The 16,968-nt window shown below is 61.1% G+C and carries 13 protein-coding genes; 5 read left to right on the plus strand and 8 right to left on the minus strand.

The features are described 5' to 3' along the window. Together GNZ12_RS08420 and GNZ12_RS08425 are read left to right on the plus strand one after the other, a co-directional pair. Positions 1–366 (plus strand): winged helix-turn-helix domain-containing protein (locus GNZ12_RS08420; RefSeq protein WP_172309904.1); only part of this gene is annotated, 366 nt, incomplete at its 5' end. 1,217 nt (positions 367–1,583) lie between these two features. Beyond that, on the plus strand, positions 1,584–2,687 hold the full coding sequence (locus tag GNZ12_RS08425; protein WP_235993644.1) for a porin: 1,104 nt from the start codon (positions 1,584–1,586) through the stop codon (positions 2,685–2,687). Between the two features lie 385 nt (positions 2,688–3,072). On the opposite strand, the gene GNZ12_RS08430 is transcribed toward GNZ12_RS08425, so the two are convergent. Beyond that, on the minus strand, positions 3,073–3,348 hold the full coding sequence (locus GNZ12_RS08430) for a DUF4148 domain-containing protein (protein WP_172309906.1): 276 nt from the start codon (positions 3,346–3,348) through the stop codon (positions 3,073–3,075). Positions 3,349–3,674: 326 nt separating this feature from the next. On the opposite strand from GNZ12_RS08430, the gene GNZ12_RS08435 reads away from it, so the two are divergent. After that, positions 3,675–4,853 (plus strand): porin, encoded by a 1,179-nt coding sequence (locus GNZ12_RS08435; RefSeq protein WP_172309907.1) that lies wholly within the window; start codon positions 3,675–3,677, stop codon positions 4,851–4,853. A 202-nt stretch (positions 4,854–5,055) separates the two neighbouring features. Here GNZ12_RS08435 and GNZ12_RS08440 read toward each other — a convergent pair whose 3' ends face one another. The 6 genes from GNZ12_RS08440 to GNZ12_RS08465 form a co-directional block, all read right to left on the minus strand. After that, the gene (locus GNZ12_RS08440; protein ID WP_172309908.1) at positions 5,056–6,540 is read right to left on the minus strand and encodes an efflux transporter outer membrane subunit; all 1,485 of its coding nucleotides are present in this window, start codon (positions 6,538–6,540) and stop codon (positions 5,056–5,058) included. Further along, a complete protein-coding gene (locus GNZ12_RS08445; protein WP_172309909.1) occupies positions 6,533–7,747 on the minus strand; it encodes an efflux RND transporter periplasmic adaptor subunit in 1,215 nt (404 codons plus the stop codon). Before GNZ12_RS08445 ends, GNZ12_RS08440 begins: the two co-directional genes overlap by 8 nt. After that, positions 7,737–11,030: an efflux RND transporter permease subunit gene (locus GNZ12_RS08450; protein ID WP_172309910.1), complete on the minus strand. Its 3,294-nt coding sequence runs from the start codon at positions 11,028–11,030 to the stop codon at positions 7,737–7,739. The genes GNZ12_RS08445 and GNZ12_RS08450 overlap by 11 nt, the downstream gene beginning before the upstream one ends. Before the next feature lie 248 nt (positions 11,031–11,278). Then, positions 11,279–11,953: a response regulator transcription factor gene (locus GNZ12_RS08455; RefSeq protein ID WP_172309911.1), complete on the minus strand. Its 675-nt coding sequence runs from the start codon at positions 11,951–11,953 to the stop codon at positions 11,279–11,281. Between the two features lie 16 nt (positions 11,954–11,969). Then, positions 11,970–12,893, minus strand: a complete 924-nt coding sequence (locus GNZ12_RS08460; protein WP_172309912.1) for a LysR family transcriptional regulator — start codon at positions 12,891–12,893, stop codon at positions 11,970–11,972. A gap of 348 nt (positions 12,894–13,241) precedes the next feature. Then, positions 13,242–13,616 carry a hypothetical protein gene (locus GNZ12_RS08465; protein ID WP_172309913.1) on the minus strand — a complete coding sequence of 125 codons (375 nt, stop codon included), beginning with the start codon at positions 13,614–13,616 and terminating at the stop codon, positions 13,242–13,244. Between the two features lie 763 nt (positions 13,617–14,379). Here GNZ12_RS08465 and GNZ12_RS08470 point away from each other — a divergent pair. Both GNZ12_RS08470 and rfbC read left to right on the plus strand, forming a co-directional pair. Next, a complete protein-coding gene (locus tag GNZ12_RS08470) occupies positions 14,380–15,375 on the plus strand; it encodes a GlxA family transcriptional regulator (RefSeq protein ID WP_172309914.1) in 996 nt (331 codons plus the stop codon). 110 nt (positions 15,376–15,485) lie between these two features. Continuing rightward, entirely contained in the window at positions 15,486–16,037 is a 552-nt protein-coding gene (gene rfbC, locus GNZ12_RS08475) for a dTDP-4-dehydrorhamnose 3,5-epimerase (protein ID WP_074284762.1), read from the plus strand. 29 nt (positions 16,038–16,066) lie between these two features. Here rfbC and GNZ12_RS08480 read toward each other — a convergent pair whose 3' ends face one another. Beyond that, the gene (locus tag GNZ12_RS08480) at positions 16,067–16,957 is read right to left on the minus strand and encodes an EamA family transporter (RefSeq protein WP_172309915.1); all 891 of its coding nucleotides are present in this window, start codon (positions 16,955–16,957) and stop codon (positions 16,067–16,069) included. Between the last annotated feature and the right edge of the window lie 11 nt (positions 16,958–16,968).

Genomic DNA, 16,968 nt, shown 5'->3' on the forward strand with positions numbered 1-16,968 from the left:
GGGGTTGGTGGTGCCCGGGGGGCTTTGGGCGGGTCTGCTTCCGCTTCTGTCTCTGCTTCGCTTTTGCCCGCGATGGGTGGGCCTGCATTGGATGCTGCTACTCGGGAACTCGTTTGTGGTGCTCGGCGGGTTGCCGTTACACGGCGGGAGTTTCTTTTGCTTGAATGCCTGCTGAGGCAGGTTAATGCGCCGGTGGCGAGGGATCAGCTGATCCGGTATGCCTGGCCTGAGAAGGAGGATGTTGATCCTTCTAGTGTCAATCTTGTAGTGTCGAGGTTGCGGCGCAAGCTTTCCGATGATGTGCCTGAAGTGAGGATTGAGACTGTTAGTCGGTTTGGGTATCAGGTTTCTGTTTCTTCTTCTTGATCATTTTGATCTTTTTTGCCTGCGCGGCGCTTTGTTTCTGTGTGCCTACGGCGTTGGCCTTTCCTTGAATTGATATTGGATTATTAGCGTCGCCCCTGTGCGGGGCAGGCACCTACTTTTCTTTGCCTGCCGCAAAGAAAAGTAGGCAAAAGAAAGCGGCTCACACCGCTAGCTCATAAGCGGGTCCCCTGGCTCGGAGGGGGCAGTGGTGCATCTGGAATCCGTGTTCTCGCACATTCCGCCCTGGTGACAAGGCAGTCATACTTCCGGCGGCGCTGCGCGCGCCGACGCGCATTTCATCAAACCATTCGCTCGTTTTCGCGCCCGACTTCAACTACTCGGCACAGTAGGTCACCGTCCCGCCGCGAATGCGCACGACGCTTGGTTTGAAACCCAAGCTCGTATTGCCACGCATCTGTGCATCTCACGGCGAGTAATCGAACGCTGCACCTCGCCGATGCACCCCCTTCGCTTCAAACGTAGCGGCTGGTCTCCCATGCAGACTCGTCCACGCCGAGGCGAAATCGATGGGCTCCACCACGCGCACCCGAAGCCCTTGGTGTACCACCATGCAGCCCCGTTCTCGCCGAGGTGAAGCCGACGGCGCCCACCGTGCGTAATCGAAGCCCCACGGTTTCCCATGCGGACCCGTCCGCGACGCACGCAGTGCGGAGTGGGAGCTGATGAGCGCTTTGTCACTCACGTTGAATGTGCGAGGGCACGGATTCCAGATGCACCACTACCGCAACTGTGCGGGGGACCCGCTTAAGAGTTAGCGGTTTGAGCCGCTTTCTTTTGCCCCTACTTTTCTTTGCGGCAGGCAAAGAAAGTAAGTGCCGCCCCGCACAGGGGCGACGCTAATAATCCAATATCAATTCAAGGAAAGGCCAACGCCGCAGGCACACAGACAAAGCGCCGCGAAGGCATACAGATCAAGGAAAGGCCAACGCCGCAGGCATACAGACGAACAAGCGCCGCGCAGGCAACCAACCCAAGCAAACCCCAACGCCGCAGGCATGCAGACGAACAAGCCCACCCTCATGCGCCATGGGTCAATGACCCATCCATGAAAACCCAACGAAAAAACTGAAAGTCTGTCTTGCAGATGCACCGCTTTCTGGCCTAGATATATTCGCCACGTGATAACACAGTATCGCAAGATCTCCACCGCTATCAGGTATCCTTAATTAAATGAAAGGTGATTCATGAATCATAAGATGAAGTTGACACACTTGGTCGGGGCACTCCTGTGTGTCGGCGTCGTTTCCTCCGCGCACGCGCAAAGCAGCGTCACACTCTACGGACTGCTCGATACGGGGATCGACTTCGCCAGCAACGTCAACGGTAACCATCTCTATCAAATGGCCAGCGGCGTCAGCGCAGGTAGCCGCTGGGGTCTCCGTGGCAAGGAAGATCTCGGCGCCGGTCTCTCTGCTGTGTTCGACCTGGAAAGCGGCTTCAATTCGACCAACGGCAGCCTCGGTAGCGGCCTGGCCTTCTCCCGTAACGCCTACGTCGGACTCGCAAGCCAGACGGTCGGTACCGTCACGCTCGGGCGGCAGTGGGATCCAGTCGTCGATCTCATCGAGCCATACTCGCTCAACGATAGCTACGGCGGTTGGTATTTCTCCCACCCCAATGACATGGACAACCTCGACAACGGCTTCGCCATCAGCAATTCGGTGAAGTACACGAGTCCCACCATCGGTGGCTTCACCGGCGAAGCCCTCTATTCGTTCGGCGGGCAGGCCGGCCAGTTCTCGAATAACTCCGCCTACAGCGCGGCAGCGTCGTACACGAACGGACCGTTCTCCATGGGCGCGGGCTATCTGCGCGTCAACGATCCGGAACAGTCGGTCCAGAGCTATCAGAACGGCCCGGGCTACACCAATGCGGTGTACGGCAACTATCTGGCCAATGCCCGCAGTCAAGGCATCTTTGCCGCCGGTGCGTCGTATCAGATCGGCCAGTTCAAGGTGATGGGTAACTTCACCAACGTCAATTTCCAGCAGAGCGATGCAGGACAAGACGTCAAATTCCAGAACTATGAAATTGCCGGCACCTTCGCGGCAACCAGTCAGCTGAATCTGGCAGCAGGCTACACCTACACGGATGGCCGCAATCACGCGACCAATCAGGAGCCGAAGTATCAGCAGCTCAACCTGAGCGCTGAATACGAATTGTCGAAGCGTACCGCAATCTACGCGCTCGCGGCGCTACAGAAGGCCAGTGGCGGCGCCGTCGCGCAGATCGCCGGTTTCGATCCGTCGTCGGACGGTAAGCAGGTGGTCGGCCGCGTGGGTATTCGACACTCGTTCTAAAACATCAGCAGCAAGTAAATGAGCGCGCTGCCCGAAAGGGGAGCGCGCTCATTTTTGTTCATGAACCAAAATAGATATTGCAGTAACTGGGTGGGCCGACACAGTTGTCGGCGCTGGTGGGTGTCGACGTTGTCGCGCAGCCGGATAGCAGCAGTCCGGCTGCAACAGCGGCAACGGCAAACGAGGCAGTTCGTTTGATCGCGGTGCGAAGAGTCATTGATGTCAGGGCGAGAAAGGCAGCGTGTTGCGTTTAACGATAGAGCCGGCTCAGCGTCCCGCACACCGGCCACGCGGCGACGGCCGACGTGGCCGCGCAGCCGCAAGGCCGGAGGCGGGAAGCGGCGCCGATGCGGCGCGCACCCGGTGGTCTTTCTTCACGCGGATCTCAGTGTGCGTAGAGGGTCGAGTTCAGATAGGCAAGCTGGCCGTCCTTCTCCGCATGCACCAGTTCCTGATAGACCTGCGCACGCGTCTTCCCAGCGGTCGCCTGGCCGTAAGGCGCCACCCAAGATCCAGCGACGCTGCCCGTGGAGGTGCCGTTCGCCGCTACTTGCATCGCCGGCGTGGCGGTTTCTTGCGTCGGCGCCGGGGTCGATTGAGCGAAAGCGGAAGCCGTTGCGGTTGCACCGATGAAAGCGATGGCGAGCGTCAGAGATTTCATATTCGTAATCCTCACAAATCAAATTGGATGGGACCGATGCGCGAACCGCAGTGCATTCGTGGATCGGTTGATGAGAAGGATAGTCACCTGGCTTTAGCGGATCGGTGGTGTGCGCATGAAAAGATATTTATCCGTTTAAGTTTTCCTGCGCCCATGTTTCATGGACGCTTCGGCGACATGTCATGAACATAAAAAACCTTTCATGAATCGGCCGGTTTTGATCACGGGTATGTCACCGCGCAAATCTACATTGCGGCTACCCGCACCGTGTGCGGGATCGGTCCGTCAATGCGCGGATCGGCGCCTTCTCTTACCCGGAATCAAACATGAATAAAGCATTGGCAACCACACTCGTCGCGCTGGCAGGTACCTTCAGCGCGGCGGCGCACGCACAAAGCAGCGTCACGCTCTACGGCACGCTCGATACCGGCATCGACTACATCAGCAATCAGAAAACGGCTTCAGGCGGGAAAAGCAACTGGATGATGGAAAGCGGCAATGTCAGTACCGACCGCTGGGGCCTGCGCGGTAACGAGGACCTGGGCGGCGGGCTGAGTGCGGTCTTCGATCTGGAGAACGGTTTTAATATCGACAGCGGCAAGCTCTCCAACGGCGGCGACGAGTTCGGCCGGCAGGCATGGGTTGGTATCGCGAGCAAACAGTGGGGCACGGTGACGATGGGCCGGCAGTACGACTTCCTGGTCGATTTCGTCGCGCCGCTTTCGGCAACCGGTTCGGGCTTCGGTGGCAATATTGCCGATCATCCGTTCGATAACGACAATCTCAACAACGATCTGCGCATGAACAACGCGCTGAAATTCCGCAGCGCGACCTATGACGGCTTCACGGTCGGCGGCGCCTACGCCTTCAGCAATGCGGCGGGTGGTTTCAGCAACAACAACGCCTATAGCCTCGGCGCGCAATGGGCGGGCGGCCCATTCAATCTGGCGGTGGCTTATTTGCAGGTGAACCAGCCGGGCGGCGTCAATCAACCCAACAATACCGGCGGCGCGGTCAGCAGCAGTGACGGCGATGCGACCTTCACCGGCGCGCGCCAACGTATCCTCGGCGCCGCGGGACGCTACACGTTCGGCGCAGCGACCGTCGGTCTAGTCTTCACACGGACGATGCTCGACGATCCGCACCAGATCACGCAAGGCGGTGCGTATTCCACGCTCAACGGCGATATGCTGACGTTCAACAACTATGAACTGAACGCGCGCTACGCGATTACCCCGGCCTTCTTGCTGGGCGGCTCGTACACGTACACCGACGGACATTTCAGCGACGCCGGCAAGAGCGTCGCGCCGAAGTGGAATCAGTTCATGCTGCAGGCGGACTACGCATTGTCACGCCGCACCGATGTGTATCTGGAAGGGGTATATCAACGCGTGTCGGGTGCGGACGGCATCGCGGTGCTCGGCAACGCGTCGATCTATTCGCTGGCGGCTTCGTCGAGCGACCGGCAGGCGGTTGTCGCCTTGGGGATGCGGCATCGGTTCTGAGCGCCGCGAGCGCACCGCAAGGCGCGGTAAGCGCGCCTGAAACACAAACGTCGCCGGTGATGGACCGGCGACGTTTTTTATTTGCAGTATTGGTGGATGTGACTGGCAGATTCGACCTGCGAGTTCAGTTGGCAGACTCAGCTGGCAGATTCGACCTGCGGGTTCAGTTGGCACACTCAACTGGCAGACTCGACTTGTACGTTCAATCAGCGGACGAGAGCGCCTCCGGATGCGCCGTTTGCGCGCTTACCGCCTGAACGGCAGGCGAGCCCGTAGCGCCGTCCGGCGACCAACCCCCTCCCAACGCCTCGATCAAGCCCACGGAGGCCAGCAGGCGCCGCGTCTGGAGGTTCAATGCGTCGATCTGCGTGGTGAGTTCGGTGGTCTGGGCGGTCACCACGTCCAGATAGCTGACCACGCCGTCCCGATAACGCGACATCGAAAGCTGCAACGTGCGTTGTGCCGCGACAAGCGCCTCGTTTTGCTGCGTGGCCTCGTCGCCGAGATGATGTAATTGCGCAAGGTTGTCTTCAACCTGCTGGAAGGCGAGCAGAACGGTAGCCTTGTACTTCGCGCCGTTCTCGGCGAGCTTGGCGCGCGCCTGTTGCGTGATCGCTTCACGGCGGCCGCCATCGAACAGGGTGAACAACAGATTCGGCCCGACCGACCAGATCTCGTTCGGCGCCATCAGCCAGGGCGAAAGTGTGTCGCTTTGATAGCCGCCATCGAGGCCAAGCGAAATGTCCGGGAAGAATGCTGCCTTGGCCACGCCGATTTTTGCATTAGCCTCGGCGACGCGCCGCTCGGCTGCCGCGATGTCGGGGCGCCGTTGCAGCAGCGCGGCGGGCACACCCGTAGGAATTGACGGCAGGTAGGCCGTTTTGATCTCCGGTGCGAGTGTGAAGGTCGACGCGGGCGTGCCGGTCAGGCTGGCGATCGCGTGCTCGTACAGCGCGCGGCGTGCTGCGATGTCATCGGCGGAAGCGCGCGCGGTGTCGAGTTGGGTCTGCGCGCGCGACACGTCGAGGTCCGAGGCAATGCCGCCCGCGTGGCGGCTTAGCGTGAGCTTGAGCGCGTGCTGGTAGGTGTCGATCGTGTCGTTGAGCAATTGCTGCTGTTCGTCGAGTCCGCGCAGATTGAAATATGCACTCGCCAGATTGGCCTGCAAACTCAAACGCACTGACTGGAGATCGGCCTCGCTCGCCTGCATCGCTGAGCGGCCCGCTGACACCTCGTTGCGGATCTTGCCCCATAGGTCGAGGTCGTAGCCGATGCCGACGTCAACGGTATTCGCGCCGTACACCGCAGGCTGACCAGCGCCACGTAGCGGGCGATTATCCGACTGCCTCTGGCGTTCGACCGACGCTTCCGCGCCGATGGTCGGAAACAATCCCGAGCGGGCTTGCGACAGATAGGCGGTGGCTTCGTCGTGGCGCGCCATTGCTGCGGCCACGTCCGGATTGGCAGCAGCCACCTGAACTTCTAGGTGGTCGAGTACGGGATCGCGATACACGCTCCACCACGCGTCGCGCGGCACGCGGTCGGCGGGCCGCGCGAGCTGCCACGCGCCGCCTTCCTTGAAGGTCGTGGGGATGCTGGTGGCCGGCGCCTGGTAGGTCGGCGCGAAGGAGCAGCCGCTTACTAGCGCCGCGGCCGCCAGCACGATGCAGATGCGGCGTTTATCCATGAGTACTCTCCGCCGGCCGGCGTTCGGCTAGCGACGTGTCCGTCGTACCGGCCGGATTGCCCTCGAGCCTTACTTCATCGCCCGAAGCGAGCGAGTCGGGCGGGTTGTCGATCACACGGTCGGTTGGGTTCAGGCCTGACGCGATTTCGACGTGGGTGCCGAGATCGGTGGCGATCGAAACCGGTTTGAGCACCGCGCGGTTGTCGTTGCCGACGACGGCGACTTGCAAACCTTGCTGCCGGAAGATGAGCGAGCTGGCCGGGATCGACAAGGCATGCGAGTTAGTCGGCATCGCGAAATGCACCTCGGTGTATTCGCCGGGGATCAGCAAGCCATCCTGATTGTCGACCGCGAGTTGCACCAGCAGCGTACCCGAGGAGGGCGTGATCGCATCGTCGGTGTCGACGAGTTTGGCGTTGAACTTCACGCCGGGGCGTTCGGGCACGGTGAGCGTAGCGGTCATGCCGGGTTTGATGGCGGCCGCCTCGTCCTGCGGCACGCTCACGTAGACGCGCAATTGACGCGCGTCGGAGACCGAGAACAGTTCAGGCCCGTTGCCGCCGCCCGCATTGATGAGCGCGCCGATATCGGTGGTGCGTGCGGTGACGATGCCGTCGAACGGCGCGGTGATGCGCTTGAACGATTCGAGCGCTTCGAGACGCCGCACGTTGGCTTCGGCTGCCGCTACCGTTGCCTGCTTGGCGACGAGATCGCTGGTCTTTTCATCGGCATCCTGCTGCGAGACCGAGTCCTGCTGCAGCATCTTCGTCCAGCGGGTTGCTGTGGAGGCGGCGAGTTTTTCATTAGCCACCGAGTTCTGCAAATCGGCGCGGGCCTGCTGCAATTGCTGATCGAGGTCGGGCGTGTCGATCACCCCGAGCAACTGGCCGGCTTTGACGTGGGTGCCGATATCGGCGTACCACGCATGCAGGTAGCCCGACACGCGCGCGTAGATCGGTGCGTTGACGAAGGCGGACAGCCGCCCGGGCAACACCAGCGCTTGCGCGTCGAGGTCGTGTTTGGGGGTATACGCCACCACCGTCGGCACGGCTTGCTGGGCCGACCAGGTGGTGAGTTCCTGCTTCGCATGCACGCGGCTGGCAATGCCGCTAGTCACGATTCCCGCGGCCGCCAGCAGCGCGACGATACCGATCAGCTTCAGATGACGCAGCCGCTTCGGCGAATTGATCTCGATCTCAGTGGACATGATGGACTCCGGGTTCGGATGATGAGTGATCGTGCGAGGTGTCGTTTGATGAGCTGTGCGATAGACCAAGTGAGGGGCCGTGTGGTGCGTCATGAGCCGCCGCATCGCGGCGATGCACAAGGCTGAACACGACCGGCACGAACAGCAGCGTGGCGAAAGTCGCGCAAATCAGCCCGCCGATGACGGCGCGGCCGAGCGGGGCGTTCTGTTCGCCGCCGTCACCGAGGCCGAGCGCCATGGGCGCCATGCCGATGATCATCGCGAGCGCCGTCATCAACACCGGGCGAAAGCGCGTGAAGCCGGCTTCCATCGCCGCGACGAGCGCATTGCCGGTCACCGCCAGCCGCTCGCGGGCGAAGCTCACCACCAGAATGCTGTTGGCGGTCGCGACGCCCATGCAGAGAATCGCGCCGGTCAGTGCGGGCACCGAGAGTGGTGTATGGGTGGTGAACAGCATCCACACAATGCCGGCCAACGCCGCGGGCAACGCAGTAACGATCACGAACGCATCGCTCCACGAATGGAAGTTCACGACGATCAGCAGGTAGATCAGCAGGATCGCGCCGACCAGACCGAGCGACAAACCGAGGAACGCGCTATTCATCGTCTGCACCTGGCCGCGCAGTGTGACGATCGAGCCCTTTGGCACATCTTTCGCGGTCGCATGGATGATGTTCTGAATCTTCGCCGCGACGGCGCCGAGATCCTGACCTTGGGTGGTCGCGAACACGTCGTAGAGCGGCTCGATGTTGTAGTGCGAAATCACCGCATCGCCGACGCCGCGCGTAATGGTCGCGATGCCGCCGAGAATCTGCGCCTGGCCGCTCTTGCTGGTTACCGGCAGGTTGTTTAGATTCGACAGGGACGTCATGTCGTATTGCGGCGTCTGCGCGACGATGGGATACGACACGCCGTTCTTCGGATTCAGCCAGAACGTCGGCGATACCTGGCTCGTGCCCGAGAGGCTCGCCACTACGGAGTTGGTCACGTCCTGTTCGGTGATGCCGAGTTGATCGGCGCGCGTGCGGTCCACTGACACGGTAAATTGCGGATACGTCGCGGCCTGCTGGATGCGCGTATCGGCAATGCCGGGAATCAAACGCATGCGCCGCATGACTTCGTTGGCGTAGCGATGATTGGCCGCCTGGTTCGGCCCCGCCACCTGCAGATCGATTGGCGCGGGGGCACCGAAATTCAGAATCTGACTGACGATATCAGCCGGCAGGAACGCGAACGTCGTCCCCGGAAACTGGCGCGGCAGCGTTTCGCGGAGCTCGTGCACGAAGTGTGCAGTCGGTTGGTGGTTTTCGTTCAGCGAGATCAGGATGTCGCCGTCCTGCGGTCCGGTTGTGCCGCTGTTGTTATAGGTCAGGTTGATACCGCTATTGGGCAGGCCGATGTTGTCGACGATACTGCGCAACTGGTCCGGCGGAATCGCGCGGCGCACCGCGTTCTCGATCAGGTCGAACTCCGCGGCGGTATCTTCGACCCGCGTGCCGATCGGGGCGCGCACGTGAATCGAGATTGCCCCGGAGTCGATATCCGGGAAGAAATTGCGGCCGAGCCACGGCGCGAGCAGGAAAGACGCGCCGACCACGATCAGGAAACACGCCACGAAGCGCTTGCGATGCGTGAGCGCAAGGCCGAGCACGATTCGGTACACGCTGCGCACGCGCTCGAAGCGATGCTCGAAGCCGCGCTGAAAGCGCACCAGCGGATTGCGCGACGGTGCCGCATGCGCGTGGCCGCCATGCGGATCCATCACTGCGGCCAGTTCGCCCGAGGCGTGACCGCCCGATGCATGCGGGCGCAACAGGTATTGCGCCATCATTGGCACGAAGGTGCGCGACAGAATGAACGAAGCGACCATCGCAAAGATCACCGCTTCGGCCATCGGTACGAACAGGAAGCGCGCAATGCCGTCGAGCAGCAGCATCGGCACAAATACGATGCAGATGCACAGCAGCGATACAAAGGCCGGCGCGACGATCTGCGCGGCGCCGTCCATGATCGCGCTGCGGACGTCCTTGCCCTGTTCGAGGTGCCAGTTGATGTTTTCGATCGTGACGGTGGCATCGTCAACCAGAATCCCGACCGCAAGCGCGAGACCGCCGAGCGTCATCACGTTGAGCGTTTCGCCCATGGCGGCCAGACCTGCAATGGCTGCCAGCACGGCAAGCGGAATCGACGCCGCGATAATCAGTGTCGAGCGCCAGCTGCCGAGGAACAGCAGAATCATCAGCGAAGTGAGCGCGGCGGCGATCACGCCTTCACGCGCCACGCCGCTGACGGCGCCTTTCACGAAGGTCGATTGATCGCCCATCGTAACGAGCTTGAGTCCGGGTGGCAGCGTCGCTTCGATACGCGGCAACTGCGCCTTGACGCCGGAGATGATGTCGAGCGTCGAGGCGGAGCCGTTCTTCAGAATGCTCATTAGCACCGCGCGATGACCATCCACACGCACGACGTTGCCTTGCGGCGGATAGCCGTCGCGCACGTGAGCCACATCGCGGATGTAGATCGTTGCGCCGTCCACCGTCTTGATCGGCAGCGCGTTCAATTCGTCGAGCGCGCGCGGGCTGTTGTTCAGCTTGATGTTGTATTCGAAGCGGCCGATCTTTTCGGTGCCCGCCGGAATGATCTGATTCTGCTGGGCGAGTGCGGTGGCGACATCGTTGGCCGACAGCTTTTTCGCCTGCAGGGCTTGCGGATCGAGGTCGATCTGCACTTCGCGGGTCTTGCCGCCGTACGGCGTCGGAATCGCCACGCCGGGCACGCTCAGCAATTGCGGACGAATGAAGTTGGTCGCGTAGTCAGCGAGTTTCTGTTCGTCGAGTGTATTGCTGGTCAGCGCAAGTTGCAGCACTGGCACGGTGGACGCGTTGTAGTTGAGAATTTGCGGCGGCGTAGTGCCGGGTGGCATCTGCTTGAGCACCGTCTGCGAAACAGAGGTCACCTGGGCGGTGGCGGTGCGGATATCCACCGTCGGCTGAAAGAAGATCTTGACGATGCCGTAGCCGCGAAACGATTGCGACTCGATATGCGCGACGTCGTTGACGGTGGTGCCGAGCGTGCGCTCGTAGTAAGTGACGATGCGGCCGGACATGTCGTCCGGTTGCAAGCCGGCGTAGTTCCAGACCACGCTGATCACGGGAATGCGGATGTCGGGAAAGATATCCGTCGGCGTGCGCAACGCGGCAAGCGGGCCGATCAACAGGATCAGCATCGCAAGCACGATGAACGTGTAGGGCCGGGTCAAAGCCAACCGGACTATTTTTAACATCGAAGGCTGCTCCGTTCAGAGGCGCGTTTGAATCTGCGCGGGCGTGTGGCGGTTAGGGCTTGCACCAATGGCGAGGCCCGGTAACGGCATTCTGGAGAGCGGGTCCTAACAGTCGTGGACTAAACAAATGAAACTAGTTTTAGGAAGCCGGGACGATGTGCACGATCGCGTCGATAGTCGTGTTGCAACGGCTTTAGCGCTGCATGCAGCGCTAATGCTCCGTCAGAAAACCTGCGAGTAGGGCGGCGTCAGCCGAACAGATAGCCAGAGCCTCGAATGGTGCGGATCAGCGGGCGCTCGCCGGGTGTCTCCACTTTTTTGCGCAAACGGCCTACGTGTACGTCGATCAGGTTGGTGCCGGGATCGAAGCGGCAGCCCCACACGGCTTCGAAAATCATCGTGCGCGTGAGCACCTGGCCGGTGTGACGCATCATGAATTCGAGCACGCGGAATTCGGTGGGTTGCAGATCGAGCTGGCGCTGCCGGTGGGTGACCTTTCGGCGAACCAGATCGAGCTCCAACGCACCGCTGCGCAGCAGCGTTTCAGCTTTGGCGTGACGTGGGCGCCGGCGCAACAGCACCTCGACGCGCGCGAACATTTCCTCGGGCGAGAACGGCTTGGTCAGATAGTCGTCGCCGCCGGCGCGCAGGCCTTGAATGCGCTGATCGACATCGGACATCGCGCTCATGACGAGCACCGGCGTTTCCATGCCGACGCCACGCATGGTGGCCACGATGGTGAGGCCGTCGAGGTCGGGCAGCATGCGGTCGAGTGTGACGACGTCGTAGTCACCCGCCATCACTTTCGCCATGCCTTCGCGGCCGGTGCGCGCCACGTCGACGGAGAAACCGCTCGCACTGAGTGTGCGCGCGATATCGTGGGCGATCAGCTCGTCATCTTCGATCGTCAGTATTTTGGGCATAGTGCGCGAGCCCGGATCAGGCTACAGCGCGCAGTGCAACCGGGCGGTCCGGCGCGCGATACTGGCTGACCGCGAAGTCGATGAAACTGCGCACGCGCATCGAGAGGTAATTGCGGCCGGAGTAGAGAATCGACACCTGGCGCGGGCCGCCGTTGATTTCGAACTGTTCGAGCACGGGCACGAGCGAGCCTTGCACGAGATCGTCGGCAATGATCGGCATCGGCAGCAAGGCGATACCCATATGATTAAGCGCGGCCACGCGCACCATCGCGCTGCTCGTTGCGGTGAGCGCGCTGCCGGTGTTGACGCGGTAGATGCCGTCGGCGTCCGCGAACTCCCAGGCGCGCGACGAACCGTCGGAGACCGTCAGCAAGCCGTGGCGGTTCAATGCCGCCGGATCGCGAGGGGTGCCGTGACGTGCCAGATAGGCAGGGGAGGCGACTGTCATTTCATCGACGCTGGTCAGCATGCGGCTGACCAGCGAGGAGTTGGCAAGCCGCCGGTCGTCGGAGAAACACACGTCGAAACCGCCTTCCACCAGGTCGATATGTGTGTCGAACGTCGTCACGTCGAAGTCCACACGTGGATGCAGCGTGCGATACGCGGCCAGCAATGCGCCCAACCCGGCGGTCGCGAACGTCATCGGCGTGGCGATGCGCAGCGTGCCCTGTGGATCGCGCGTGGTCTCAAGCAGATTCGACTCCATCTCGTCGAGCTTCTCGATGATCGTGCGGCAGCCGTCGAGATACTCGCGGCCCACATCGGTTAGCGAAAGACTGCGCGTGGTGCGGTTCAGCAAGCGCATGTTCAGATGCGCTTCCAGTGTGCCGACGCTGCGCGTGACCGCTGCCGCCGACATACCTAACTGTCTCGCCGCAAGATTGAAGCTGGCGAGATCGACCACCCGTGTGAAGACACGCATCGCTTGTAGCTGGTTCATGTTGGAACAGTAGAGAAGGACGATGAGTGCATCATCGGCGATCGCAGATAAAACGACACTGCTAGGCGGATTAAGTATTTTTTAACTTTGTGCAATGTTCATGAACTACGTGGTCGACCCTGAATGCCGATCCGATCGATAACCCTATGCATGCCTAAGCGATGGGCAAAAAAAGAGCGCGGACAGAGCCGCGCTTCGGAAAGAGACCTGAATGAAAGTAACCGCTATGACGCGGCGGGGGAAGTATAGGTGTAGAGCGCCGCGAGGTGCATGCGCACTCTGAAACGCAGTGCTGCGCAAAATGCAACAAGCACGCAACAAGCCGCGTGCGCTCGCGGTTCAGTTGATTCAGTTGAGCATGCCGTGCACTTCGAGCGATGCTTCCAGTTGCTGTGTCAACGCGTGATGCAGCCTGGCGAGGCTCTCGGTGGGGAGCGCGAAGCCTGCCCAGCCCAAGCCGGAATGCCGCAGGAACAGGACCGCACCGTCATGCAGCGGATGCTTTTCAGTGTGCCAGCATGGATCGATTTCAATCACATACTGATGCGTGCGCAGCGGCTCCTTAGGTACTTCCGGACGCATCGTGGCGCGCAGGGCGCTGAGGTGTTCGATCACGGCATCCAGATCGGCCGCTTCCAGCAGGACCGCACGGTCCTCGATGGCGATGCGAACCGCGTTCTCTCCGTACTCGTTGACTCTCTCGATGCTCATGGGACGCGACATGTTTCTGCTCCTTCCAGCGCTTACGGTACGCAAATTATGGCGCGGCCTCTCTTAACCAAGTCTTAAAGAGCACGATCCAGGCATGAAACTTTGTTTAAGGAAACCGCCTGGCACGGTTCCCAGGGCAGCGTCCAATCGTCTGATGTTTTCGATGAGAAAGATAAATGAAAGGAATATTTAATCATATGTAAAAGAGGGCTGATGTTTCAGTATAGAAACATTTTTAGTCGATTGAGGATTCCGTGCCGAAATGCTTAATCGGGAATGTTTCGGTAAATGTGCGGTTCGCCACATTGATACTGTCGATAAATTCCCGATTTGCGAATAAAAGCCTGATTGAATGTTCATTATTTGCGAGGTTTCGAGTTCATGTTTGAAACACTTTCTGATGTTATCGCGGAGAATGGCTGCCGCGAATCCGGTGATCCACGAGCCGTTCATGCACCGAATTGATAGATCTGGAAGCTTGTCTGTATAAGGTTTGTCGGCTTTCGGCCAGCCTGCGGTCCGGTATGGTGCGCCGCTATGCCGGTTCATATGCAGTCTGTCATATGGAACACACAATAATGGTTTTCTTCATACATTGAATTTCTCGATACCGATTTGTTTTCAAATTTACTATAGCGAGGCATTCCGCTAACATCACGCATAATCCGTTAAGAGGCGTTGTCGGCGGTTTTCATCCGCCGTAATTCAATTCGACCATATCGGCCAGCCGACGGGGCAGCGGGGTCCACAACGTACGACAGTTTGAGGAAAGATCATGCCGCACATGCATCTGGATACTGCGAGGATTACGTGGTTACATACGCCGACGCTCAACGTGCGTAGCGCAGCGCGGCGAATCGGCGTGTTGCTGTTCGACGGCTTCTGGCTGCTCGGGCCTGGCACGGTGGTCGAGATGTTCCAGACCGCCAACGAACTCTCGGGCTCGCGGGCCGGTGAAGAGCCGCCTTATGAAGTTCAGTTTCTGTCGATGGACGGCGGCAGTGTGGCGAGTTCTTCGTCGGCGCGGATCTGGACGGACCGTATCGACACACGCTATGGCAGCGGTTTCGACGTGTTGTTCATTGCGGGTGGCTACGGCGCACATGAAGCCGCGCTCGACGAACGGCTGCTGGGTTGGCTGAGATCGGTGCAAACGCGCACCCGTGCGATCGAGACGATCGGCGAGGGCCGGCTCGTGCTGGAAGCAGCAGGTCCCGCGGAGCATGACGACCTGCAGGTGAACCGCTATCTGGGCAGCGCCACGACCGATGCCGCGCGCAGCGCCACCAACGATCGTAACGACTGTGCGCGCAGCGCGCTGATGTTCATCAAGCGCGATCTCGGCGCGGAGCTCGCGCGCAGTGTCGCCGAGCGGGTGATGCCGGGCATGGCCGCGACCTGGGTACCGCTGCCGGCTGAAGGCGGCACACTCAGCGTCGCCGAGAAAATCCGTGCTGCCGCGCGCTGGATGGAGGCGAATTGCGATCGCCCGGTGTCGGTTGCCGACGCCGCCCAGGTTGCGGCGATGAGCGAGCGAAATTTTCTGCGGCGCTTCAAGCACGAAATGCAGGTCACGCCTTCCGACTATCTGCTGCAGGTGCGGCTGCGCATTGCCTGCAACTTCCTGACCGAAACCGAATTGCCGGTCGACAAGATCGCGCGCCGCAGCGGCACCGGCAACGGCGATCGTCTCGCGAAGATATTCCGCAAGCGCATGTCGCTGTCGCCCACCGAATATCGCGCGCGCAGCCGGGTGGCGACCGAGGCGTAAAGCTTGGGCCGCCGCCGTGCAGCCGGCGCACCGCATTGCGGGTACGTGCTTAGCGGCGTGCATCGGCGGTCGTGTTTTCTCCTGGCATGGTTCTTACGAGCACAGTGGTGATGGGCAACAAGGTAATGGCGACGGCATTGCCGGAGGTGAAACTCATCGAGCCCGAGGTGTTTTGCGACGAATTCGGATTCTGCTTCGAGAGCTTCAGCGCGGATGAGTTTACCGACGACGTTTCGCACGGCTTCAATTTCGTGCAAGACCGTCATTTGCGGGCCGTGCGTGGTGTGTTGCGCGGGCTGCACTACCAGGTTCAGCGTCCGCAAGGCCGGCTCGTGCGCGTGGTGGTGGGGGAAGTGTTCGACGTCGTCGTCGACGTGCGGCTCAATTCGCCGAACTTCGGCAAGTGGAGCGGCGCTCATCTGAGCGCGGACAATTATCGGCAGGTGTGGGTGCCGCCGGGCTTCGCGCACGGTTTCGTGGTGCTGTCCGACATTGCCGAGTGCCTGTGGAAGACCACCGAATACTGGTTTCCCGAACTCGAGCGCTGCATCCTGTGGTGCGATCCTGATATCGGTATCGAGTGGCCGATCGACATCGAGCCGATCCTCGGCGCGAAGGACGCAGCGGGACGGCGTCTTTACGAAGCGGAAAATATCGCCTGAGCGCCGCACACGCAGCGGTTCAGCACCGTTCAGCGCGTCGCCACCACGGCGCCCACACTTGCTGCGACCACCAGCAGCATGCCTGCGATCTGCAAGATGCCCATCGGTTGATGCAGTACCACAAAGCCAGCCAACGCGCCGATCGCGGGTTCGACACTCATCAGGATGCCGAATGATGCAGCGGGCATATGCCGCAATGCCACCATTTCCAGCGCGTAGGGTAACAACGGAACCAGCAAGGCGAGGCCCGCGGTTGCGGCGATCTGGCCCATGGCGATGTGTATGCCGCTTTGCGCAAAGCCGAATGGTGTGGCGACCAGCGCCGCCGCGATCAGCGACACCGACAATCCTTCGAGTCCAGCGAACACGCTGCCGATTTTTTTCATCAGCACGATGTAGCTGCCCCAGCCGAGCGCGGCCCCTAATGCGAGCAGCACGCCCAACGGTTCGCCGACCCAGCCCGCGCGATCGCGCGAGAGCAGCAGCACGCCGGCAATCGCCAACGCCGGCCACAGTAGTGCCCGCGCGCGGCGTACCGCGAAGGTCGCGACGGCGAGTGGTCCAAGAAAATCGATCGCGACGGCGAGCCCCAATGGAATCCGCTGAAGTGCCGCGAAAAAGCACAGCGTCATGCCGGCCATCGCCGCCCCCAGGGCCCCTGCAGCAAGCCAATGCGAGCGCGAGTAGGTGAAAAGGCGCGGGCGCACCACCAATGCAAGCACCACGGCCGCCCAGCAGAGACGCAACCAGGTGGTGCTGAGCGAGCCATACGTTGCCATCGTCGGCGCGGAGAGCGCGGCGCCGAACTGCACGCTTGACATCGACAGCACGCACAGGAGCGCCGCGCCGGCCGCTGCGCTGGCGGGTTTCACTGGCGTTGGCGCGGAATTCAGTGCCGGCTTGATGGTGGTGTCCTGCATTGTGGCCTCGT

The sequence above is a fragment of the Paraburkholderia solitsugae genome, from assembly GCF_013177695.1.
In the GTDB taxonomy this organism is placed as follows: domain Bacteria; phylum Pseudomonadota; class Gammaproteobacteria; order Burkholderiales; family Burkholderiaceae; genus Paraburkholderia; species Paraburkholderia solitsugae.